This window comes from Arenibacter sp. ARW7G5Y1, assembly GCF_003201775.1.
Lineage (GTDB): Bacteria > Bacteroidota > Bacteroidia > Flavobacteriales > Flavobacteriaceae > Arenibacter.
Map to the genome: position 1 here is coordinate 76,371 of NZ_QJJZ01000002.1, position 21,447 is coordinate 97,817.

Sequence of the window (21,447 nt, forward strand, 5' to 3'; positions counted from 1 at the left end):
ATCTTACAAAGAATTTGGAAAAAAATGAAGGTACTTTTTGAGGATTAGACAATTATCCTCCCGTAAAAATATCATTATAAAGGGCTAAAAGTCTTATGTCAATTGGGGTTTTTGGTTTTTATGACAGCCCTAAGGTTTTAAGATTTACTTTTCTTTTTTTCGATTTTAAAAGATGTTAATTGATAAAAAACTTAATTATTCACATAATTCATGGTCACCAAGGATATTAGGGAATAATAAATCATCTGTTCCGGACAGATTGCGTTACACTGTAATTTCCTAAAATAATGTATTGATCCTGAGACTTGCATAAAAATGTTAAAAGTAGATAATAGGGCTTTATAGTAATGAGTGGGAATATATATTCCCAGTCTAAGATACCGTTTTGGCCCCTTCATCGAGACAACTGGACAACAGTGTACAGGAGCCCTAAAAAGATAATGGGAATGATCGTGGAATTCAAATGAAGCATCATTTCGTAAGTTCTGGTTTTGCTCCATTAAAATTGAATTAAAAACAAAAAAACAATAACCAAATGAAAAAACAATTCTTATTAATATGTGTTACGGTAATATCGGTACAATCCATTCGTGCCCAAATTTCCGATAAATCCAACGTATTGGAGCATATGCAATTGGCCAATGAATACTTTATGAACAAATGGCCCGATGTTGGGAAAACGATCATTACCAACAAGGAGCGCCCTAGCAATATTTGGACCCGCGGGGTATATTATGAAGGACTTATGGCATTACATGATATTTATCCCAAAGAAGCGTATTATGATTACGCCTATGATTGGGCAGAGTTTCACGGATGGGGCTTTAGAAATGGCAACGCCAATCGCAACGCCGATGATTATTGTGCTGCCCAAACCTATATAGATCTGTACAATTTGGAGCCAGACCCCAAGAAATTGAAGAACACCAAGGCATGTATCAATATGTTGTTGAACACTCCACAAATGGACGATTGGTCCTGGATAGATGCTATACAGATGGGAATGCCGGTGTTTGCAAAATTGGGTGTTTTGGAGAAGGACCATCGCTATTATGAAAAAATGTATGGGATGTATATGTTTACAAGGGACAAACATGGCGATAAGGGCCTTTTTAACCCTATAGATGGCCTGTGGTGGCGGGATGCCGATTTTGATCCGCCATATAAAGAACCCAATGGTGAGGATTGCTACTGGAGCCGCGGTAACGGATGGGTAATTGCAGCACTTGCTAAGGTTTTAAGTATAATCCCCAAGGATGCCCCCCATAGGGATCAGTATATTAAGGACTTGAAATCTATGGCGGAAGCCTTGGTCCCCATTCAGAGAAAAGACGGATTTTGGAACGTAAGTTTGCACGACCCTAAACATTTTGGGGGAAAAGAGTTTTCTGGAACCGCACTTTTTATCTATGGGATGGCTTATGGCGTTAACAGCGGAATTTTGGATAAGGAAACCTATCTTCCCATAATAGAAAAAGGTTGGAAAGCTATGACCGAAGAAGGCTTGCATACGAGTGGATTTTTGGGATATTTGCAGTCTACCGGAAAAGAGCCAAAAGACGGTCAGCCCCTATCCTATGACAAGGTCCCCGATTTTGAGGACTATGGACTGGGCTGTTTTTTGTTGGCGGGAAGTGAAATATATAAAATGAAATTATGATTCGGAAAAGAGGAGTAAAATTATGTTTTTATGTAATAATTGCATTTTTTTCTTTTGCAGAGGAAGTAAGTATATATGCCCAGGAAGTGCTACCAGTTTGGCCTAATGGAGTGCCAAATTCGTTACTGAATAAGGAATATAACGAGGTATTGACTTATGATGAAGCCAATGAAATTAGAGGGGTAAGTAAGGTGACCAACTCTAGCTTGACCGTTTATTTGGCAGAGGGGAACAAATCCAATGGTGCTGCCGTAGTTATTTGTCCCGGAGGGGGATATTCGCATTTAGCTATCAATAAGGAGGGGTATAAGGTTGCCAAATGGTTCAATAGTATTGGAGTTTCAGCCTTCGTTTTAAAATACAGACTGCCCAATGATTTGATTATGAACGACAAATCCGTAGGACCTTTACAAGATGCACAGGAAGCTATAAGATTGGTGAGGCGTAATGCGGTTCAGTGGAAGATAAATCCGAATAAAATTGGGATTATGGGCTTTTCGGCAGGCGGTCATCTTGCCTCCACGCTTTCCACCCATTACAATGAAAAAGTGTATGATTCTGGGCCCCTTAGTGCCCGACCGGATTTTTCCATTTTGATCTATCCGGTTATTTCCATGGAAGATGGGGTTACCCACCATGGTTCCAAAAGAAATTTGCTGGGAGAGAAGGTCAGAGCTGACTTAGTTGATAAATTCTCCAATGAAAAGCAAATAGATGCCAACACCCCTCCTACTTTTCTGATCCATGCTGTGGATGATAAGGCTGTTCCCGTTGAAAATAGTATTAATTACTTGCTAAGGCTAAAAGAGAATAATGTACCTGCCGAATTACATATTTATGAAAAAGGGGGGCATGGTTTCGGATTGGGCAGGGAAGGTACCAGTACTTATTGGCCCGAGTCCCTCAAAACCTGGTTGAGTGCCAATGATTTTATATTGGATGAATCGGTGCTTTTATTTTCATATTTTAAGGGAAACGGAGAGGATGGTTTACACTTGGCTTACAGTAATGACGGTTATAAGTGGAGAGCTCTAAAAAATGACACCTCATTCTTGACTCCAGAAGTTGGGAAAGATTCTTTAATGAGGGATCCATGTATTATTAAAGGTGGAGACGGCAATTATCATATGGTCTGGACAGTAAGTTGGACCGATAAAGGAATTGGATATGCTTCTTCCAAAGACTTGATCAATTGGTCCAAACAGAAATTTATTCCGGTAATGAAACACGAAAAAGGAACCCGAAATACCTGGGCTCCAGAGATAACCTATGATGAAGATACGAAGGTGTATATGATTTATTGGGCGTCCACCATTAGTGGGCATTATCCGGAAACCCAATCCAAAGAGGAAAATGGGTATAATCATAGAATGTATTACACCACTACCCAGGATTTTAAATCCTTTGGTAAAACACAATTATTGTATGAACCTGGTTTTAATGTAATTGATGCGCATATTTTAAAACACGACAATAAATATGTAATGTTCTTAAAAGATGAAACGAAGGAACCGGCTGAAAAAAATATTAAAATAGCCTATAGTGATAATTTAACAGGACCTTATTCCAAAGCCAGTGAGCCCATTACCGGGGACTATTGGGCCGAGGGTCCAACGGCCATTCAAGTGGATGGCCAATGGATGGTATATTTTGATAAGTACATGGATGGAAAGTACGGTGCGGTACGTTCCAAAGATTTAAAAAATTGGAACGATGTATCGGACAAAATTGATTTTCCTAAGGGATCAAGACATGGAAGTGTTTTTAGAATTTCCTTAGATGAGTTTAAAGCAATTCAGAAGAAGTTAGGGGAGTAGTTCCATTCTACTATATATGCATTTAGAATTTTATATGTTGCTTTTCCAATTCGTCAAGGGCTAACTGGGCAACCAAGGTTGCTCCAATTACCGATAGGTGGGTATTGTCCACAATGCCATTTGGCCTGTGGGGATTTTCTCCTGGGGCAAAATGAAGATGGAGTTTTTTGGACCCTTCAACACCATATGATATTTCCATTTGTTCTGTCAATAATTGTAAGTCAATAAATGGCACTTTTAAATCCTTGGCCACCATTCGTGTAACTAAGGGGTAGGCACCATGAGTGTCTATCAACACCCCATTTTCGTTAAAATTTCGTCTTGTTATAGAGCTAAAAAGAATGGGAAATGCCTCTTTACTCCTAGCTTCTTTTACAAAACGTTCAAGGTTATAACGGTATTGGGTATAAGGGTTGGTATATCGCGATGAATCTTGGCGCTTTTGGTCATTATGCCCAAATTGAATAAAAATATAGTCTTTGGGTTTCAGCGAATCCAATACTTTTTGCCAGCGTCCCTCAGCTATAAAGCTACGACTGCTCCTGCCGTTAACAGCGTGGTTGTGTACATGCACAGATTCTCCCAATAATTCGGGAAGCATTTGTCCCCACCCACGTTCCGGATTATTTGTTGGATCGGGTTTGTTGGCCATGGTAGAATCACCGATTAGGTAAAGGCATGTTTTCTCTTGGGAGTGATCCGTTGTTTCATGCTTCTGGGCACTGACCACAACTGAAAAAACAAATAGGATCCATTGAAATATATTTTTCATATCCACGTGTATTAGGATTTAAAATTTAAATACCACTCCAACGGTTTATCTTGGACCTTTTCACCCAGTATATTTTTTGTGGTGTATTCTTTTGCCTGTGATTTTGTTAATTGGCGGCTCCATGAAACCCTTTGGGAGGGTTTGTATCCCGGTCCAAAACAACCGTACTCGCCATAAAAAGATTGTTTTTCAGCCTCTGTGTTGGACCAATTGTCCCATCCTATGGGGAGAATATGTTGACCCATGTAGCAATTAATGAAAACTGTTTTGGCATGGGTTCTCCATGGTCTTCCCAAATACACTTGGTCGGTCTGTGGATCTGCGGTTAGCCTACAGTCTATGAACACATATCCGAAGTCCATTCCTCTTGGGGTGGATGCAGCGGTAATAAAGGAATTGGATTTACTATGTATGGTACATTTTTCAAAAACTACAGTAGCGTTGCCAAAAATAAAATCCGTTGTTCCTTCTATAAAACAATTTTTGTAAAACTGTTTAAATCCCTCGCCAGAAGTATAAAGTGTATCTTGATTTCCAATTATCTTACAGTTTTCCACACGGGCTCTGTTCGCATTCACAGCAAGGGCTACTGCTTGTCCTACTGCTCCTGCCGTATTTTGAATGGTTAGGTTGCTGGCGTAGAAATCGTTGCCCTCAACAAGAAGGGTAGGAGTATGAAAAGTGCTGTTCCTGCCCAAATTAATCTTGTCAAAATAATCATCATAGGTAATAATGGTATTTTCCCGGTCCTGACCTATTAATGATATTTTGGGATTCCAGGAATATACGTTTACCTTCTCATAGTAAACGCCGTTCTTTATATGGATCAAGACTCTTTGGTCTGGATAGGCTTTGGCAGAATTAATGGCCTCTTGAATGGAAGTATAATCTCCACTACCATCTTTGGCCACGCTAATGTTATATCCTTTAAGGGATGCTGAAGTGCCTACAGGGTTGTTTTGAGCTAAAACGGATAGGTCTGCAAAGAATGTCAGAAGTAATAAAGTAAGGATAAACGAATTATTCATAATGACTCTTATGGTCCGGTCCACAGTATCTGAAACCAAGGGATTACATTTTTCAAATCTTTAATGTAATCGATTACACGAATATAGATAAAATATTATATCTTGTCAAGGTCGTATTTAATGATGGGATTTTTTAGGATGGTTATGGTAAAGTATATGGAATATTTGGTCCATATAATCTACATGTATTGGCTATATCCTTTAATTTTGCCCCAATTTAAATAGTAAACTAAGTTATCAATTTTCAGTGAACATTAGTGGTATTGTTATAAAAACCAAGTTAAATAATTCATGAAAAAGAAAACGACCATATATGACATAGCGGCAAAACTTGGTCTCACTGCTGCTACAGTCTCTAGGGCCCTGAACAACAATACCAAAATTAGTTTAAATACACGGAAGCTGGTTCTGGAGACTGCCTTGGAAATGAATTATGAGCAGAACAAGTTGGCTTTGGCTTTAAAAAGCGGTAAGAGCTATAATGTTGGTGTCATTGTTCCTAGAATAGATAGTAATTTCTTTTCGTCCGTTATACGGGGTATTGAAGAAGAATTGTACCCCAAGGGTTACCATGTTATAATCTGCCAGACCCATAATCAGGAAAATATAGAAGTCGAAAAAATAAATTCCCTTGTAAATGTACAGGTGGATGGTATTTTAATGTCTATTTCCAATGCCAATCTGGAAGAAAATAAGGGTTTTAATAAACTTCTAAAAAATAAAAATACCCCTTTGGTTTTTTTTGATAGGAAGAAAGATATTAAGGGTGTCAGTTCCGTAACCATAGATGATTTTAAAGGTGGTTATGATGCTACCCAACATTTGTTGGACCAAGGTTGTAGGCGTATAGCGCACTTATCCAACGACCGTAAGTTTGAAATTTTTAGGAATAGGTATTTGGGATATAGGCAGGCTTTATTGGACAATGGTATTGAATTTGATGAAAGCCTGGTCATTGAGACACATAGTAGTGTTCTTGATGGTAGAAGGGCGGCACGCCTTCTTTTGGATATGGAAACCCCACCGGACGCTATTTTTTCTTCCAGTGATTTCGCTGCTTTGGGTGTTATTCAGGAAATTAAGGAAAGTGGACTACATATTCCAGAAGATATTTGTGTTGTTGGCTTTTCCAATGAGCCATTTACCAGGTTTATGGAACTTACGACCATTACGACTGTTGATCAATATCCGTTGGAAATGGGAAGAAAGGCCGCCCAAGTTTTTTTGGAAGAAGTGGGCAATACAGAAGATGCCAAAACAACCCAGAATATAGTGCTTACCCCGGAATTGATCGTTAGGAGGTCATCTTCAAAAAAATGGAAAGGTTGAAGAAATGGAACAATTTCTTCAACCTTTAATTGGATCATGCCTAATTGTTGTTTTTATGTAAAAAATGGGATTATTAGGAATTGTCGTGTATTTTGATTTTAGGTTTTATTTATTGGTAAAAATCAAATTAAACTTATGTGGAAATTATTCTATCATTTTACTCAATTGGTTGTTATTGTTTTTTATCGGATTTCGTGAATCTTCGATTTCTTTGCTTTCCAATGAAACCGACGCAGGAGGTTCATAAATACCTTATTATAAAATAGAATGGCAATGAATAAAACGAAACCGCAGGTTCACGAATTCATCTTTAAGAAAATAACCAGCCATGAGCTAAATAAACCCGCCTTGCCGTCGGGCAGGAGAAAATACCATTCTTCACTAGGTGGCCCCTAAAATCGTGGGATTTTATGGACCAATGCCATGGCCTAAATTATTTCCAAGGCTTCAATAATTCTTGGCGGCCATGTCCTCTCCACTACGGAAGAAGATCGCCCTAACATTGCACTTTGGAGAAGATGTTCAACGGTATTCAGTAACGGTCAATGATTTATCGGAATTGGTTAGGTTGCAGGAACAAAGGACCGGCCTATTTTTATTTTAGTAGTAAATCAAGGGGTTTTCACACGGGGTGCCGGTAGGCGTCCAAAGAGCATTTCACCCTAGTGAAAGCGGTCTGGACGCTGCGGCCGTGAGAAGTCCGTAGATTTCAAGAAAAGAAAAATCAGCCTAGCGTTTTTTGGTTCGTTTTTTGGGCGATGCAAAAAATGAACAGAACATGAACTCTGGAATTGATTATTCTATCTTTTTCTAATTAACTCACAACTTTTGAGATAGATCTATTTAATTATTGAATATTCAGTGAAATAGTCCAAAATAAATTATAAAGACACGCCTCTACGCCATGGAATAAAATCATTTTGATTTAACAATTTTGCCTTGGTCTGAATTTTTCCACTGGCCACTTCGATTATAAAGTCCAACATTTCCCCCGCCATTTCCTCGATGGTTTTTTCACCTCGTATTACCGCACCGGTTTCAATATCAATTATATCGGGCATTCTTTCCATTAGTTCGGTATTGGAGGAGACTTTTATAATTGGGGCAATAGGATTGCCTGTTGGTGTTCCCAGACCTGTTGTAAACAAGACAACATTGGCTCCTGAACCTACCATGGCCGTAGTGCTTTCCACATCATTTCCTGGAGTACACAAGAGGTTAAGCCCCGGCTTGGTAATGTATTCGCCATAATCCAAAACATCTTGAATGGGGGAGGTGCCTCCTTTCTTAGCGGCACCTGCAGATTTCATGGCATCGGTAATTAATCCGTCCTTAATATTTCCTGGTGAAGGGTTCATATCAAAACCAGATCCGGCATCCACCACCGACTTTTCGTAGGCCTTCATTAACTTTAGAAACTTTTGGCCCTTATCGTCCTCAACACATCGGTTTACCAATTCCTGTTCCACACCACATAGTTCCGGAAATTCGGATAGTATGGCAGTACCATTCAAGGCTGCCAATAAATCTGAAACGGCCCCTAAAGTGGGATTAGCCGATATCCCTGAAAATCCATCCGATCCCCCACATTCCAAGCCAACTCGTAATTTGGACAGTGGTGCCGGTTTACGTTCGGTATTATTGGCTTTTTTAATGGCTTCAAAGGACTCTTTGACAATGGTGGACAACATTTCATCCACTGTGCCCATTTGTTGTTGTTCAAAAATGAGTACAGGTTTATTTAGGTTGGGATTAATGGATTTTAAGGCATCTTTAAATACACTTATTTGGAGGTTTTGGCAACCTAAACTCAATACTGTGGCTCCTGCAACATTAGGGTTGTTTACGTAACCTGCCAGGAGTTTTGCCAAACTTTCGGAATCCTGTCTTATACCGCCACAACCTCCTGGGTGTGTAATGAACTTTACATCAATATTGTTGAACACATTGCTGGAATTAAGATCTGCCGCAGTTTCTTCTATAGTATTGTTCACCAAAGATCGCAGTAACATTTGATGTGGGTTTACTTTCTGTTGCAACAACTCCTTTTCAAAAACTTCCTTCAAAACTTCTATGTTCCTATTTTCGCAGAAAACCAAGGGAAAAAAAAGCCATACGTTTTCTGTACCAACCTGTCCGTCTTCCCGATGGTACCCTAAAAATGTTCTGTCTTTCCACTTCTCCACATTAGGGGTGGTCCAACCAATGGTGCCCGTTTTTTCAAATACTTTTTCACTTTGGTGTTTAACATTTTCAGTAGTAAGTACATCTCCTTTTTCTATAAAACCATTGGCGCTCCCTACGAGAACACTATACATAATAATACGATCCCCGGATTCAAATTTTTGTAGGGCAATTTTATGCTTTGATTTTGTATCCGATACCACGGTGATTTCCTCACCTTCAAATGAAATTACTTCCCCAGCTTTTAAATCGACCAAAGCAACTGCTACGTTGTCCGTTGAATTTACCTTTATAATTTTACTTTTCATTTTATCAACCTCTAATTAGTTTTAGTTTAATGGCTTAAAACCTTTTACTGTAATTGGCATACCCTACTTCAATTCCATTTGTTTCAATTTCCTCCAGGGCTAGGGCAACTGCTTCGGAGAGATTTTTAACTTGCGTTAAATCCTCCCCCCAATAGGATTTGTTGCCCAAGGTTTTATTGGCGATTTCCAAATAATTATTGGATTCCCATATTTTGGCAAAGGCCTCCACTATTTCATCACTGTCATTTACGGGTAAATTTTCACCCTTCCAAGTTCCTTTGTAAAAACGTATTAGCGCAGCAAAGGAAAAAGTTAAGTTGGTAGGTATTTTTTTATGAATGTCCATATACTCCAATAAACTTGGCAGTACCCTTACCTTAAATTTTGAAATTGAATTTAAGGCAATACTGGATAAGTTATGAATAATAAAGGGATTTCTAAATCGGTCCAAAACCTCTTCCGCAAAGCTGTCGAGTTCTTCCTTGGCCATTGGTAGGGTGTGGTTTATTTCATTAAATATGGCATTGTTTACGAATTGGCCGGTAAAGTGGTTGTCTACCGTTTGTTTAACCGTAGTATTCCCATATAAAAGGGAAAATGGTACCATGGCGGTATGCGCACCGTTTAAGATCCTTACCTTCCTAGTTCTATAGGGCTGCATATCGTTTACAATCTTAACGTCCAGATCTGTTTTGTGAAAGGGTAATTTTTCTTTTAGAGCTTCATCCCCTTCAATGACCCACAGCAGAAATGTTTCGGCAGCGACTATTAAATTGTCCTTATAGGATAGTTGGGCATTGTACTCTTCAATTTCATCCTTTGGGTACCCCGGTACTATGCGGTCTACCAAGGTGTTATGAAACGAGGAATGTGTAGTAAGCCAATTCTTAAAGTCTTCACCAAGATTCCAGTCATCGGAGTATTTTAAAATTATTTCCTTTAAGGTGTCCGAATTATGATTTATCAGCTCACAGGGAATTATAGTTAAACCTTTACCGGGATCGCCCTTGAAGTGTTTGAAACGTTCATACAATAGTACCGTTAATTTGGCCGGAAATGAATTCGGCGGCTGCATTTCCATTGTGTCCGTGTCAACATAGGCAATACCGGCCTCCGTAGTATTGGAAATAATAAACTGAAGGGCCTCTTCCTTGGCTAAATTTAAGTATTCCGTGAAATTGCTGTAAGGGTCAACTCCCTTTACAATATTGGTGATAAGCTCTTTATGCTGAATTTCCTTGCCTTTCTGAATTCCCTTTAAAAACAAGGTATAAAGTCCATCCTGCCCATTAAGCATATTTACCAAACCGCGTTCAATAGGTTGTACCACCGCTATGCCGGCATCAAAATTTCCTTCTTGGTTTAATTTTTGGAATGCATAATCCACAAATGCCCTTAGAAAATTTCCTTCTCCAAATTGTACTACCTTAATGGGCGATGTCGATTTTAAATGGGTAACTGTTCTGTTTAATGGTTGCATATTATTTTTTTATTATGTTACTATGGCTTTAACGGATTACCAGGGGAAGCTCCTAAAAGCATTTTAGTTCATCCCATCATAAAAATGTAATCGATTGCACAAATGTAGTATAATTTATGTTATCTACAATTTATTTCATCTTGGTTCTGATAGATTTTTTTTGATTGAAGGTATTATGAGTCCAGTAAATAAAAGGTGTTCAGCTTCAGGCTTTTCCCAAACGCCGATTGTGTGCATGCCTTGTTGGACGCTGTTGAATTTATTCAACACCAATCTATTTGTCAGAGGCAGGCAATACCCGTTTCAAAATTAGTTCCTATCTATAATTCCACGACCCTCTTTTCCTTGTCGCTTTGCAGGGCCGCCTCGATTATTTTTATAACGTTCATACCATCTGTGGCGGATACCGGGACCGACTTATTATTTCTTAAAGCTTGGTAAATACCTTCGTAATACGCCATATAGTCTCCATTTAGAGTTGGGACGTATTCCCTGATAATTTTACCGTTCTTCTCTGTATGCAACAATCCTTTTTCTTTTTCCGGTTCGGCTCCCCAGTCCTTTGTATCCGGTGTTTTCCCGGCCTGTAGGGAAGCCTCCTGTACATCGGCTTTGGATTTAATAAAGGACCCCTTGGTTCCGTGCAGTATATTTCCCGGTAAAATTTCACGAACGTAATAGCTGGATTTTAATGTTACCCGGTGTGTACCATAAATTAATTTCACATCAAAATAATCTTCTACCTTGGAATTTGGGCGAAAAGTATCCAAATCGGCATATATGGCATTTGGCATGCCAAACAATACCAGTGCCTGATCAATTAAATGGGAGCCAAGGTCATACAGACATCCGACTGCAGCTGTGGGGGTTTCTTTGTGTACTTTGTAACTTAGACCTGGGTCATAACGATCATAATGGATCTCCGCCTCAACAATGGCTCCTAACCAGCCTTCGTCCAATATTTTTTTCACCGTTCTAAAATCACTATCATATCTTCTATTGTGATACACAGAAAGTGTTACATTTTTTTCCTTGGCCAATTGGATCAATTCTTCCGCTTGTGCAACTGTGGCGGTAAAAGGTTTTTCCACGATTACGTTTTTCCCTGAAATTAAAGCCTGTTTGGTAAAATCATAATGTGTTACACTTGGGGTATTCACCACTACCAATTCTATGTTTTCATCTTCCAGCATAACTTCCAGGTGTCGGAAGGTTTTTATATGGGGATATTTGGCTTGGGCATTATTTTTTGTTCTTTCCCAAACTCCATATAAATTGAATGCTGGATGTACCTCGATGAAGGGAGCGTGAAAAACGTATCCACTCATTCCAAATGAGCATAAGGCTGTGTTTATAGGTTTCATAAGCTTAAATTTTAAGTATACTAATTTATAGGTTTTAGATAATGACCAATTGAATAGTGGTCATTTGTACATTTTTTTAAGTTTCATTTTGGCGCCTGAAATATTAATACTTCCATAATTTCACAATAAGGATGAAACCTCAACCAAACTAGTTACAAATTAATCGATAACCAGGTTTGGCAACGCCAAGGAGAGCCACGGAAATAAAGTGACCAAAATTAGCACCAAAAAGCTTACCAACAGAAAAGGTAGTCCGGCCTTACTAACTTCCCCAATGGAAATCTTCCCAATGCTCGATGCCACAAAAAGACAGACCCCTACAGGGGGGGTGGTTAACCCAATAATTAAATTCAATACGGCGATTACTGCAAAGTGAATAGGGTCTACATCCACGGCAAGGGCTACCTTTAACAAGATTGGAAAAAGTATAAGCAAGGCTGCAATGGTTTCCATAAAGGTGCCCACCACTATCAATAAAAGATTGATCAATAGTAAAACCACATATTTATTGTCGGAAAAGCCCAGGATTTCATTGGATATGCTTTGTGGAATTTGCTCCGTAATCAAGATATAGCCAAAAAGGTTGGCAAAACCTACCAAGACCATCAAGGAGGCCGAAGTCTTCATGCTATCCAAAATAATGACCTGTGTATTTTTTAAATTCAATTTTTTATAAACGAATTTGCCTATGATCAGCGCATAGACCACTGCAATAATTGAGGCTTCCGTTGGTGTAAAGATACCCCCAACAATACCATAAAGGATAATAAAGGTCATCAACAACGACCAGAAGGTATCCACAAAACTATTTGCAACATCCCTAAGGCTGCTCCGCTTATGCTTGGGGTATTTTTTTCGTTTGGATATAAAATATGCCGTAAACAAAAGTCCAACCCCTAATAACAAACCAGGAAGCGCTCCCGCCAAAAATAATTTCCCTACGGACAGGCCACTCAAGGTGGCGGCTATGATCATGGGCACGCTGGGGGGGATTATAGGTCCTATAGTTGAGGAAGCTGCGGTAACGGCACAGGAAAAGTCCGTGTCGTAACCTTCTTTTTTCATCGCAGGTATCATTATAGACCCCATACTGGCCGTATCCGAGATGGCCGTACCGGAAATTCCAGCAAAAAGCATGGAAGCGCCAATATTCACTAGGGAGAGTCCGCCCCGAATATGACCCAAAAGATGGTTGCAGAACTTAATTATTTTTTCGGTGAGCCCGCCCTGGTTCATCAAATTTCCTGCAAGGATGAATCCAGGAACACTAAGTAGGACAAAAACGTCTATGCCCGAGTACATTTTCATGGGTACTATGATCAAAGGGACCCCTTTGACCACCAAATAGCTTAAACAGGCCAGTCCTAGGGCGAAGGCAATAGGAAAGCGAAGTATCAGACCAAGAATAAAAACGATAACCAATATCCAAATCATGGTCTTGTATTTTTTATAATTTTCATAACTTTTCTTAGGAGGTAATAACTTATAGACGCGGACATAATAAACATGCCAAAGAAGGCTATGCCCATATTGAAGCCCATGCTAGGGGATTTTTCCGGGATTCCCAAAATCACGAATTTAATGGCATAAATGGCCATAACAACAAAAAGAATCAGACTCATTGTGGGCACCGTTATATTTAATATTTTTTTTATCCTTTCCGGGAGTCGATTGTAGAACATATCCAAGTGCACATAAAATTCATTTTTCATAGCCAGACCTGAAGCGAAAGACATGGCATAGATAAAGAAAATGCGTGAAGCTTCCTCCGTCCAATGCGGAGTGTTGAAGGGTGTAAAGCGGCAAATAATCTGAAGTAATACAGTGAATATAAGTCCCCATGTACTAAGTAAAGTACCAATTTTCAAGATACGGCCTATCATTTTATTGAACAACATCTTCCACCTTTTTAAATTCGCGATATATTTTCTGCATGTTAGGAGACAGACTTTCAAAAATGGCCCTTTCGCTTTTTTTAGCAAAGGCTTCTTGGTCCACCTCAATAAATTGCATGCCCTCGGCCTTCAATTGTTCTTGTACGTTCTTTTCGTTTTCTAGGTAGAGGTGGTGCTCATAGGCCTGCATTTCTTTGCCCGCCTTTAGCAATATTTCCTGTAGGTCCGGAGGAAGTTTTTGAAATTGTTTTTCGCCCACAACAGGATATACCCAACTTATGACATGACCGGTTAAGTTGAGGTATTTCTGTACTTCCGAGAAACCAGCATTATGGATCATGGCGAATGGATTTTCTTGTGCTTCGATGGTGCCCTGTTGTAGGGAGGTAAACACTTCGGAAAAGGCCATAGGTGTTGGTTTGGCGCCGAGCGCACTCCATGTGGTTACAAATGCGGGCACATTGGGTACCCTAATGATGAGTCCTTTTAGGTCGTCTGGATGTCTTATTGGTCGGTTGGAAGTTAAGTGCCGAGGCCCCCTTTCAAAATGGCCGAGGGAGCGTAACCCGGCCTTTTTGATCATTTCCTCTTCCATTAACTGTCCTATAGGGCCATTAATATAGCGATTCATATCCGTTGAGTCGCGCATTAGAAAGGGTAGCTCACAAAATGTAGCAACCTCGAACCAATTCGTTAAAGTGGATCCAGTAGCGGTCATGTCGATGACTTCGGCCTGGATCAGGCGAATGGCCTCGATCTCTTTGGCCAATTGTTCCGAGGGGTAAATCTCTATTTGGATACGACCTTTTGAGCGTTCCTCCACAATTTCTGCAAAATAAGCGAAGGCCTTGTACCAGGTATGGTCTTCATTGACCAAAAGTGCCGCCCGCATTAAAAACTCAGGGCCTTTTTTTTGAGGTTCGCAACTGCTGAATAGGAATATGGAGAATAAAGAAAGTACAAATGTAGCACAGAAACAGGCCATCCGAAGAGGGTTATTCATGGTTTTGGTCCTAAAGTGATTATTCCATATAAATATAACTATTTAGTTTTAACGGCCATAAAAGTTATATGGTTACAATATGGGGCGTATATTTTCAGGAATTCAGGGATAACCTTGTTGCAAGCCGATTTATTAGAGGAATTAGTATAAGCACTTGGGATTACTGCTATGGTATAGGGCAAAAGTCCTTGGATCAAAGCTTATAATTATGCAATAAATTCATTCATTATTGTTATGGCTTCCTCATCGGAAACCTGATCGAAATCCATATAAAATTGTCCCACGGCCTGAAAATTAAAGGGTGTTTCCAAACATACCACCTCGTCAATATAGGGGGCTGCCTGTAATTTTTGTACCGTTAATTTGGGGGCTACTGGTATGGCGACCACTATTTTTTTTGGCTTTTGGTCATAGGCCAACTGTGCGGTGACCCGTATAGTGTTACCTGTGGCGATACCGTCATCGACAATGATTACCATCTTATCTTTTAAGGGAATGGGAGACTTATTTTTAAAGTATTTGGTTTGATTTTTTTTTAGCTTTTCGCGAAGACGTTTTTTTTCTTTCTCGATATATTCGATCGAAATTTCAATGTTGTCGTCCAGGACAATATTGTGGAGGCTAAGAGCCCCAATGGCAAATTCCTTGTTGAACGGATGCCCTATTTTTTTGGAAAGGGCAACATCCAATTTTGCGTTTAATGATCTGGCCACAATAGCGCCCAAGGGCAATCCGCCCCTAGGGATTGCCAAAATTACTACATTTCCCTTATCCCTGTATGGATGTAACTTGTTGGCTAGTTGCTTCCCGGCATCAATTCTATCCTTGAACATTTTTTATGGGATTTTAGTTAACAACCATTCTCCTAGGCTAGAATACGGAGAGTTCGGCTATTTTTCCAGCTTTCCCGCCTAGTCAAAAAGTCGGCCTGCATCCGAAATGGTTTCAATTTTACCTTCGCATTCCATTTTAACAAAGACCCGGATAGTCCTAGTACTGCCCAATCCTTTTCTCCAATTACAAATATTGATGCAGTAACCTTGGGTATTTCCTCAATGACAAGGTAGGGTATTTCGTTTTCTATAACATGACATTTAATAAAATAAAGTAATTATAAGTGTAAAACAATGATAAGGGTCATATACCAAAATCAACCATAAAAAAACCCTTGGGATCAAGGGCTTTTAATTGGAATGTCTTTTGCCGTGCTGCACGATTTATTAGCACAGGTGCTATATTGACCTACTAAAGTCTGACCAGCTCCTCTGTGTCAATAGCTTCCTTAAGCCTGGCTTTTATATAGCTATGGCTATTAAAAAAGCGTTTCCCGTTTTGTCTCTTAAGGTGCACTAATTTGCTACCATCGGGCATCACTATCATTTTGGAAACGATTACTTTGCTTTGGAAAAGGGTTTTGTAGTTTGGGATGCCCCCTTTCTTAATGACAAAATTCATCCTTGGAACTTCTATATGTTCATATAGATTTGCCGAAGGACTTCCAATCATTAATACCGAGCCAACTTCCAAATCATCAATTTCGTTTGTTGTTGTCGATGCTTGTAGTAATGTAATTCCCAAAAAGAAATAAATTGCTGTTAATACTGTTTTCATAGTTTTACAGTTGTTTTTTAATTGTTTTAATCATTTTTACCGCTTAAAAATACTAATAATGGAATATTTTATTTCTTAAGATTTTCATAAATCGGTTGAAACAAAATCCAAAGGGAGGGTCAGTGATTTTACAATGCTTTTTGGCGGACTCCGCTTATAACTATAGCGCTGTGGGGTCGAGAACGGGTAAATTGTTTTCATCCGGGAGTGCCATAGTAGTATATGGCAAAAGGATAAAGGGGGATTGGATAATTGGGGAAAAATAGGCCTTTGGTCTAAAGGCCATGACGATTAAATTTACCATAAACACCACTGGGCGAATTGAAATGGATCAATATCGCCCAGTAGGGCTTATAGCGCCATTATCCTTTGGAGGATTATTTATAAAGGATATTTGGCCTCTCCGCCAAGATTAATACGTTATTTTGTATATGGAGCCGTTTAGATCATCGCTTACATACAATTCACCGTCCGGTCCTTGCGCCAATCCACAGGGTCTGTGCTCAATTGGGCCACTGGGATTTGCGAGATCTATACCGGAAAAGTTATCTGCAAATACTTCCCAATTTCCATTGGGTTCGCCATCTTTAAAAGGTACAAAGGCCACGAAATATCCTTTTTTTAACTCAGGGGACTGTCCATGGAAGGCAACAAAAGCACCGTGTTTATATTTTTCAGGGAACATATTCCCGGTATAGAAAAGAAGATCGTTTGGGGCCAAATGTGCAGGGAAGGCCATTATAGGGTCTATAGCGTTTTCGCCGGCTGTTATTGCCCCGTCCCCACCATATTCCGGAGCTAGCATTTTCTTCTTCTTAAATTGATCGTAGTAGATATAGGGCCAACCCGCATCGTCACCATCATGAAGTTCATATAATGTTTCTGCAGGCAGCTCTGCACTGTGCTTGGCGGTATAGTGGTCAGGATAAAAATCATGGAAAGCCCCCCGTCCATGAACAGCAGCAAACAGGGAGTTGGTTTTGTAATTCCAAGCTATGGCCACGGCGTTTTTTACTCCGGTGGCATAGCGTTTACCATCGGCAAAGGTCTGGTTTAATTTGTTGGCCTTGAATTGCCATATACCACCTGCAGAATCCAGAATAGCACAGGGCATAATCCCATTTCCGGTACCCTCCTCACGACAGGAATCGTTCCATGAGCCTATGGTAACATAAAGGTTGGCATCATCATCCATTGTAAACGATTTGGCATTGTCACGTCCTTTATCAGCCAATCCGTCTACGATGTTCTCTGGATTTTCAATATCGATGATTTCTTCCTTTTCATTTAATTTGTAACGATAGACCCCAGAATTGGAGGAGGTATATAAATAATCATTTTTGATCAATATTCCTGTTCCAGGGAGATTGCCAAATGATTGTTCCATATCAATTTTTCCATCATTGTCAGTGTCCCTTAAGTGTATGATTCCTTTTTCATCTTTCAACTTGGATCTATTAACATAGATCTCCCCATTTTTTGAGACGGTCATATGTCTTAGGTTTCCCAAATCCTTGGCCATAAGTTCAACGGAAAATCCATCAGGAACCTCTATATTGGTATCATTGATAGGTTCTGCTTTTTTTGGGGATTTTTGCTTGCATTGGGTTGTAAGTGCCCCCAGCAAAACAATCATGGACAATGACTTAATGAGAGGGAAGGAGATTGCGTTCTTCATGAATATTTTTTAGTATGGTTTGATCAAGAGCTAAAGATAGTATATCAATCTTATTTTTTGGAAAAAAACCCCAAATTTGGCTTGGGAAGTTTTAATATTTTAAATTAATTCTCCCCATGGGCCAGTGTAAATAATATGCTTATTTTGGTTGTTGGATTATTTGTTCAAAGGAGCGCTCAGCAAAAACGAACCATGCCAATGGAGTATAACAAAATTCTAATTACAGCCGATGAGGCCATCAATATTGTCCTTGAAAATTTTAACATTCTAGGAAGCGCTAAACCCTTGCCCGGGGAAATCGATTTTAATTTTAAGATCGATGCAGCTGATGGTCGGGAGTATATTTTAAAAATCTCCAGGCCCAATGAGAATGAGGATTATTTGGATTTTCAACAGGAATTGTTGCTTTACGCCAGGGAACATGACGGAGATTTAAACACTCCCAAGGTCATTGAGGATATAAATGGAAATCCAATATCAGAATTTAAGGATAATTTTGGGCGGATACGAAAGGTGCGACTCTTGTCTTGGGTAGCCGGCAGGGTCTGGAGTGGGGTGAATCCCCAATTGGAGGAGCTGCGCTATAGCTTGGGGAAACAATGTGGGAGACTAACGCAAGCCTTGCAAGGTTTTGACCATCCGGAGGCCCATCGGGAATTTGTTTGGGATGTGGCCCAGGGCAATTGGACCACTGCCCACCTAAACCTCTTTGAAGGGGAGAAAAGAGAGATTGTTTCCTATTTTCAAAATTTGTTTAAGCTATCCCAGTCTGGTTATTCCCAGTTGCGCAAGGCCGTGGTACACAATGATGCCAACGACAATAACGTTATTGTTTCCCAAGACCTTATCGATCCCAAAGTGGTCTCGGCCATAGATTTTGGGGATTCGGTCTATACCCAGATTATTAACGATTTGGCCATCGCCTGTGCCTATGCCATTATGGGGCACAAGGATCCGTTGGAGGCGGCATTGCCCATTGTACGCGGCTATCACCATACATTTCCTTTGGATGAGAATGAACTGGAGCATTTGTATATGGCCATCGCCATGCGTTTGGTGATTTCGGTAACCAAATCGGCCATTAATAAGTTAGAGGAACCGGACAATGGGTATCTGTTGATCAGTGAAGAACCGGCCTGGGAGCTACTTCGAAAATGGAGGGATATCAATGCGGATTTTGCCCATTTTAGCTTTAGGGGGGCCTGTGGTTATACCGCTCATCCCAAAGAAGTAAAATTCTTGGCTTGGACCAGAAAGCATATTTTTTCCATGGAAAATCTTTTCCCCACAGTTGGTTCCAATACAGTGTTTCCTCTAGACTTAAGTGTGTCCAGCACGTGGATAGGGCATGAAAAGGACTTTAACGATCTGGACTACTTTCAATACAAACTCAATAAACTACAGGGAGAACATCCTTCCAAAATATTGGCGGGCGGCTATCTGGAGCCACGCCCTATCTACACCACTTCGTCCTATGATAAAATAGGGAACATGGGCAGGGAGAATAGGAGTATCCACTTGGGGGTCGATTTTTGGTTGCCGGCTGCAACGCCGGTACATGCTCTTTTTGACGGGGAAGTGGTTACCGCTGTAAATGATGCAGGGGATAAGCAATACGGCGGACTGGTAATTTTGAGGCATAAAGAGGAAGGCCTGGAGTTTTATACCTTATACGGACATCTATCAGTGGATAGTGCTACCAGCCATGTGGTGGGTGCTGGGCTAAAGGCTGGCGATACGATTGGGGTTCTGGGCAATCGTGCAGAGAATGGTAATTGGGCCCCTCATCTTCATTTTCAGATCATGCTTTCCATGCTCCATTTTAAAATCGATTTTCCGGGAGTAGGTTATTACAGTCAGGTGGACCTATGGAGAAGCCTTTGTCCCGACCCCAATATGTTGTTTAAGGAAAAGGCCTTGGCCCAAAGCGAGTCGGTTTCCAATTCGGACATCTTGGCCTATAGAAAACAGCATTTGGGAAAAAGTTTGAGCCTTCAGTACAAGCTGCCCATTAAAATGGTTCGGGGTGCAGGGCAGTACCTATTGGATGAATGCGGTAGAAAATATTTGGATACCGTAAATAATGTGGCCCATGTTGGTCATGAACATCCGGCCGTAGTAAGGGCAGGGCAGGAACAAATGGCCTTGATCAATACCAATAGTCGGTATTTGCACGAAAATATAAATGAGCTGGCCAAGGTGTTGTTGGAGACCCTGCCGCCAGCATTGAGTGTGCTCCATTTTGTAAATTCCGGTAGTGAGGCCAACGAATTGGCAATCCGAATGGTAAGGGCCGCTACGGGGCAGCGCGACATTATTGCTTCTGAGGTGGGCTATCATGGCAATACCAATATGTGTATCGATATCAGTTCGTATAAGTTTGACGGTAAAGGTGGCCAAGGCGCTCCGGAACACACCCATATTTTTCCGCTTCCAGATGCCTTTAGGGGCAAGTACCGTGGGGAAAATACCGGAAGATTATATGCAAAAGAGGTAAAGGGGCAAATAGATAATATACATGCCAAGGGAAGGGGAGTAGGGGCCTTTATCATAGAGCCGATTATTAGCTGCGGGGGCCAGGTGGAATTGCCAGAAGGATTTTTGGCCCTGGCCTATCGATACGTTAGGGAAGCGGGCGGACTCTGTATTTCGGATGAGGTGCAAGTGGGTTGTGGCCGTATGGGCACTACCTTTTGGGGTTTCCAATTGCACGGGGTGGTCCCCGATATCATTACCATAGGGAAACCCCTTGGCAACGGACATCCCCTGGCTGCCGTGGCCTGTACCCAAGAAGTAGCGGAAAGATTTGCCAATGGCATGGAGTATTTTAACACCTTTGGGGGCAATCCCGTATCCTGTGCCATAGGCGCCGAGGTCTTGAGGGTAGTGAAACGGGAGAGGCTACAGGCACATGCATTGAAGGTTGGAACTTATTTGAAAAAGGAGCTAAGAACTCTGGCAAAGGAGTTTCCTATTATAGCTGATGTAAGAGGTCAGGGGCTTTTCTTGGGAATAGAGCTGGTAAATGGCCACATGGAACCTTTGGCGGAACAAACCGATTATTTGGCCAACCGTATGAAAGATCACGGTATCCTTATGAGTACGGACGGCCCAGACCATAATGTTCTAAAAATAAAACCCCCTATGGTCTTTACCCAAGCAAACGCCGAAGAACTAATTTTTTATCTAAGAAAAATTTTGGCCGAGGATTTTATGAAATTGTAACTCATTGTCTGCAATTATCCCAATAAACATGATGATTGTACGGTCGAGTCTGTTTGCGGACAAGCAAGGCTCGAGGAGACGGCCCAAAAGGAT

The 21,447-nt window shown here is 40.6% G+C and carries 15 protein-coding genes; 4 read left to right on the plus strand and 11 right to left on the minus strand.

Features of this window, described 5'->3' with window-relative positions:
• Positions 1-535: 535 nt before the first annotated feature.
• Both C7972_RS03615 and C7972_RS03620 read left to right on the plus strand, forming a co-directional pair.
• Positions 536-1,660, plus strand: a complete 1,125-nt coding sequence (locus C7972_RS03615; RefSeq protein WP_110354874.1) for a glycoside hydrolase family 88 protein — start codon at positions 536-538, stop codon at positions 1,658-1,660.
• Positions 1,657-3,477, plus strand: a complete 1,821-nt coding sequence (locus C7972_RS03620) for a prolyl oligopeptidase family serine peptidase (protein ID WP_110354875.1) — start codon at positions 1,657-1,659, stop codon at positions 3,475-3,477. The genes C7972_RS03615 and C7972_RS03620 overlap by 4 nt, the downstream gene beginning before the upstream one ends.
• A 22-nt stretch (positions 3,478-3,499) precedes the next feature.
• Here C7972_RS03620 and C7972_RS03625 read toward each other — a convergent pair whose 3' ends face one another.
• A complete protein-coding gene (locus C7972_RS03625; RefSeq protein ID WP_110354876.1) occupies positions 3,500-4,249 on the minus strand; it encodes a rhamnogalacturonan acetylesterase in 750 nt (249 codons plus the stop codon).
• Between the two features lie 11 nt (positions 4,250-4,260).
• Positions 4,261-5,277 (minus strand): pectinesterase family protein, encoded by a 1,017-nt coding sequence (locus tag C7972_RS03630; protein WP_110354877.1) that lies wholly within the window; start codon positions 5,275-5,277, stop codon positions 4,261-4,263.
• A gap of 291 nt (positions 5,278-5,568) precedes the next feature.
• On the opposite strand from C7972_RS03630, the gene C7972_RS03635 reads away from it, so the two are divergent.
• Positions 5,569-6,606, plus strand: coding sequence for a LacI family DNA-binding transcriptional regulator (locus C7972_RS03635; protein ID WP_110354878.1), 1,038 nt, complete (start codon positions 5,569-5,571; stop codon positions 6,604-6,606).
• Positions 6,607-7,487: 881 nt separating this feature from the next.
• On the opposite strand, the gene C7972_RS03645 is transcribed toward C7972_RS03635, so the two are convergent.
• The 9 genes from C7972_RS03645 to C7972_RS03685 form a co-directional block, all read right to left on the minus strand.
• The gene (locus tag C7972_RS03645; protein ID WP_110354880.1) at positions 7,488-9,098 is read right to left on the minus strand and encodes a UxaA family hydrolase; all 1,611 of its coding nucleotides are present in this window, start codon (positions 9,096-9,098) and stop codon (positions 7,488-7,490) included.
• 34 nt (positions 9,099-9,132) lie between these two features.
• Complete coding sequence (locus C7972_RS03650) at positions 9,133-10,578, minus strand: tagaturonate reductase (RefSeq protein ID WP_110354881.1); 1,446 nt, start codon at positions 10,576-10,578, stop codon at positions 9,133-9,135.
• Positions 10,579-10,898: 320 nt separating this feature from the next.
• Entirely contained in the window at positions 10,899-11,942 is a 1,044-nt protein-coding gene (locus C7972_RS03655; protein WP_110354882.1) for a Gfo/Idh/MocA family oxidoreductase, read from the minus strand.
• 159 nt (positions 11,943-12,101) lie between these two features.
• Positions 12,102-13,376 carry a TRAP transporter large permease gene (locus C7972_RS03660; protein WP_110354883.1) on the minus strand — a complete coding sequence of 425 codons (1,275 nt, stop codon included), beginning with the start codon at positions 13,374-13,376 and terminating at the stop codon, positions 12,102-12,104.
• Positions 13,373-13,840 carry a TRAP transporter small permease gene (locus C7972_RS03665; RefSeq protein ID WP_110354884.1) on the minus strand — a complete coding sequence of 156 codons (468 nt, stop codon included), beginning with the start codon at positions 13,838-13,840 and terminating at the stop codon, positions 13,373-13,375. Before C7972_RS03665 ends, C7972_RS03660 begins: the two co-directional genes overlap by 4 nt.
• Positions 13,827-14,840: a TRAP transporter substrate-binding protein gene (locus tag C7972_RS03670; protein ID WP_220020862.1), complete on the minus strand. Its 1,014-nt coding sequence runs from the start codon at positions 14,838-14,840 to the stop codon at positions 13,827-13,829. The genes C7972_RS03665 and C7972_RS03670 overlap by 14 nt, the downstream gene beginning before the upstream one ends.
• A gap of 206 nt (positions 14,841-15,046) precedes the next feature.
• Positions 15,047-15,673, minus strand: a complete 627-nt coding sequence (locus tag C7972_RS03675; RefSeq protein ID WP_110354886.1) for a phosphoribosyltransferase — start codon at positions 15,671-15,673, stop codon at positions 15,047-15,049.
• A 412-nt stretch (positions 15,674-16,085) separates the two neighbouring features.
• Positions 16,086-16,451, minus strand: coding sequence for a hypothetical protein (locus C7972_RS03680; RefSeq protein WP_110354887.1), 366 nt, complete (start codon positions 16,449-16,451; stop codon positions 16,086-16,088).
• Positions 16,452-16,863: 412 nt separating this feature from the next.
• Complete coding sequence (locus C7972_RS03685) at positions 16,864-18,129, minus strand: sorbosone dehydrogenase family protein (protein WP_110354888.1); 1,266 nt, start codon at positions 18,127-18,129, stop codon at positions 16,864-16,866.
• Positions 18,130-18,327: 198 nt separating this feature from the next.
• Here C7972_RS03685 and C7972_RS03690 point away from each other — a divergent pair, with 198 nt between their 5' ends.
• On the plus strand, positions 18,328-21,354 hold the full coding sequence (locus tag C7972_RS03690) for an aminotransferase class III-fold pyridoxal phosphate-dependent enzyme (RefSeq protein ID WP_309148908.1): 3,027 nt from the start codon (positions 18,328-18,330) through the stop codon (positions 21,352-21,354).
• Positions 21,355-21,447 lie beyond the last annotated feature (93 nt).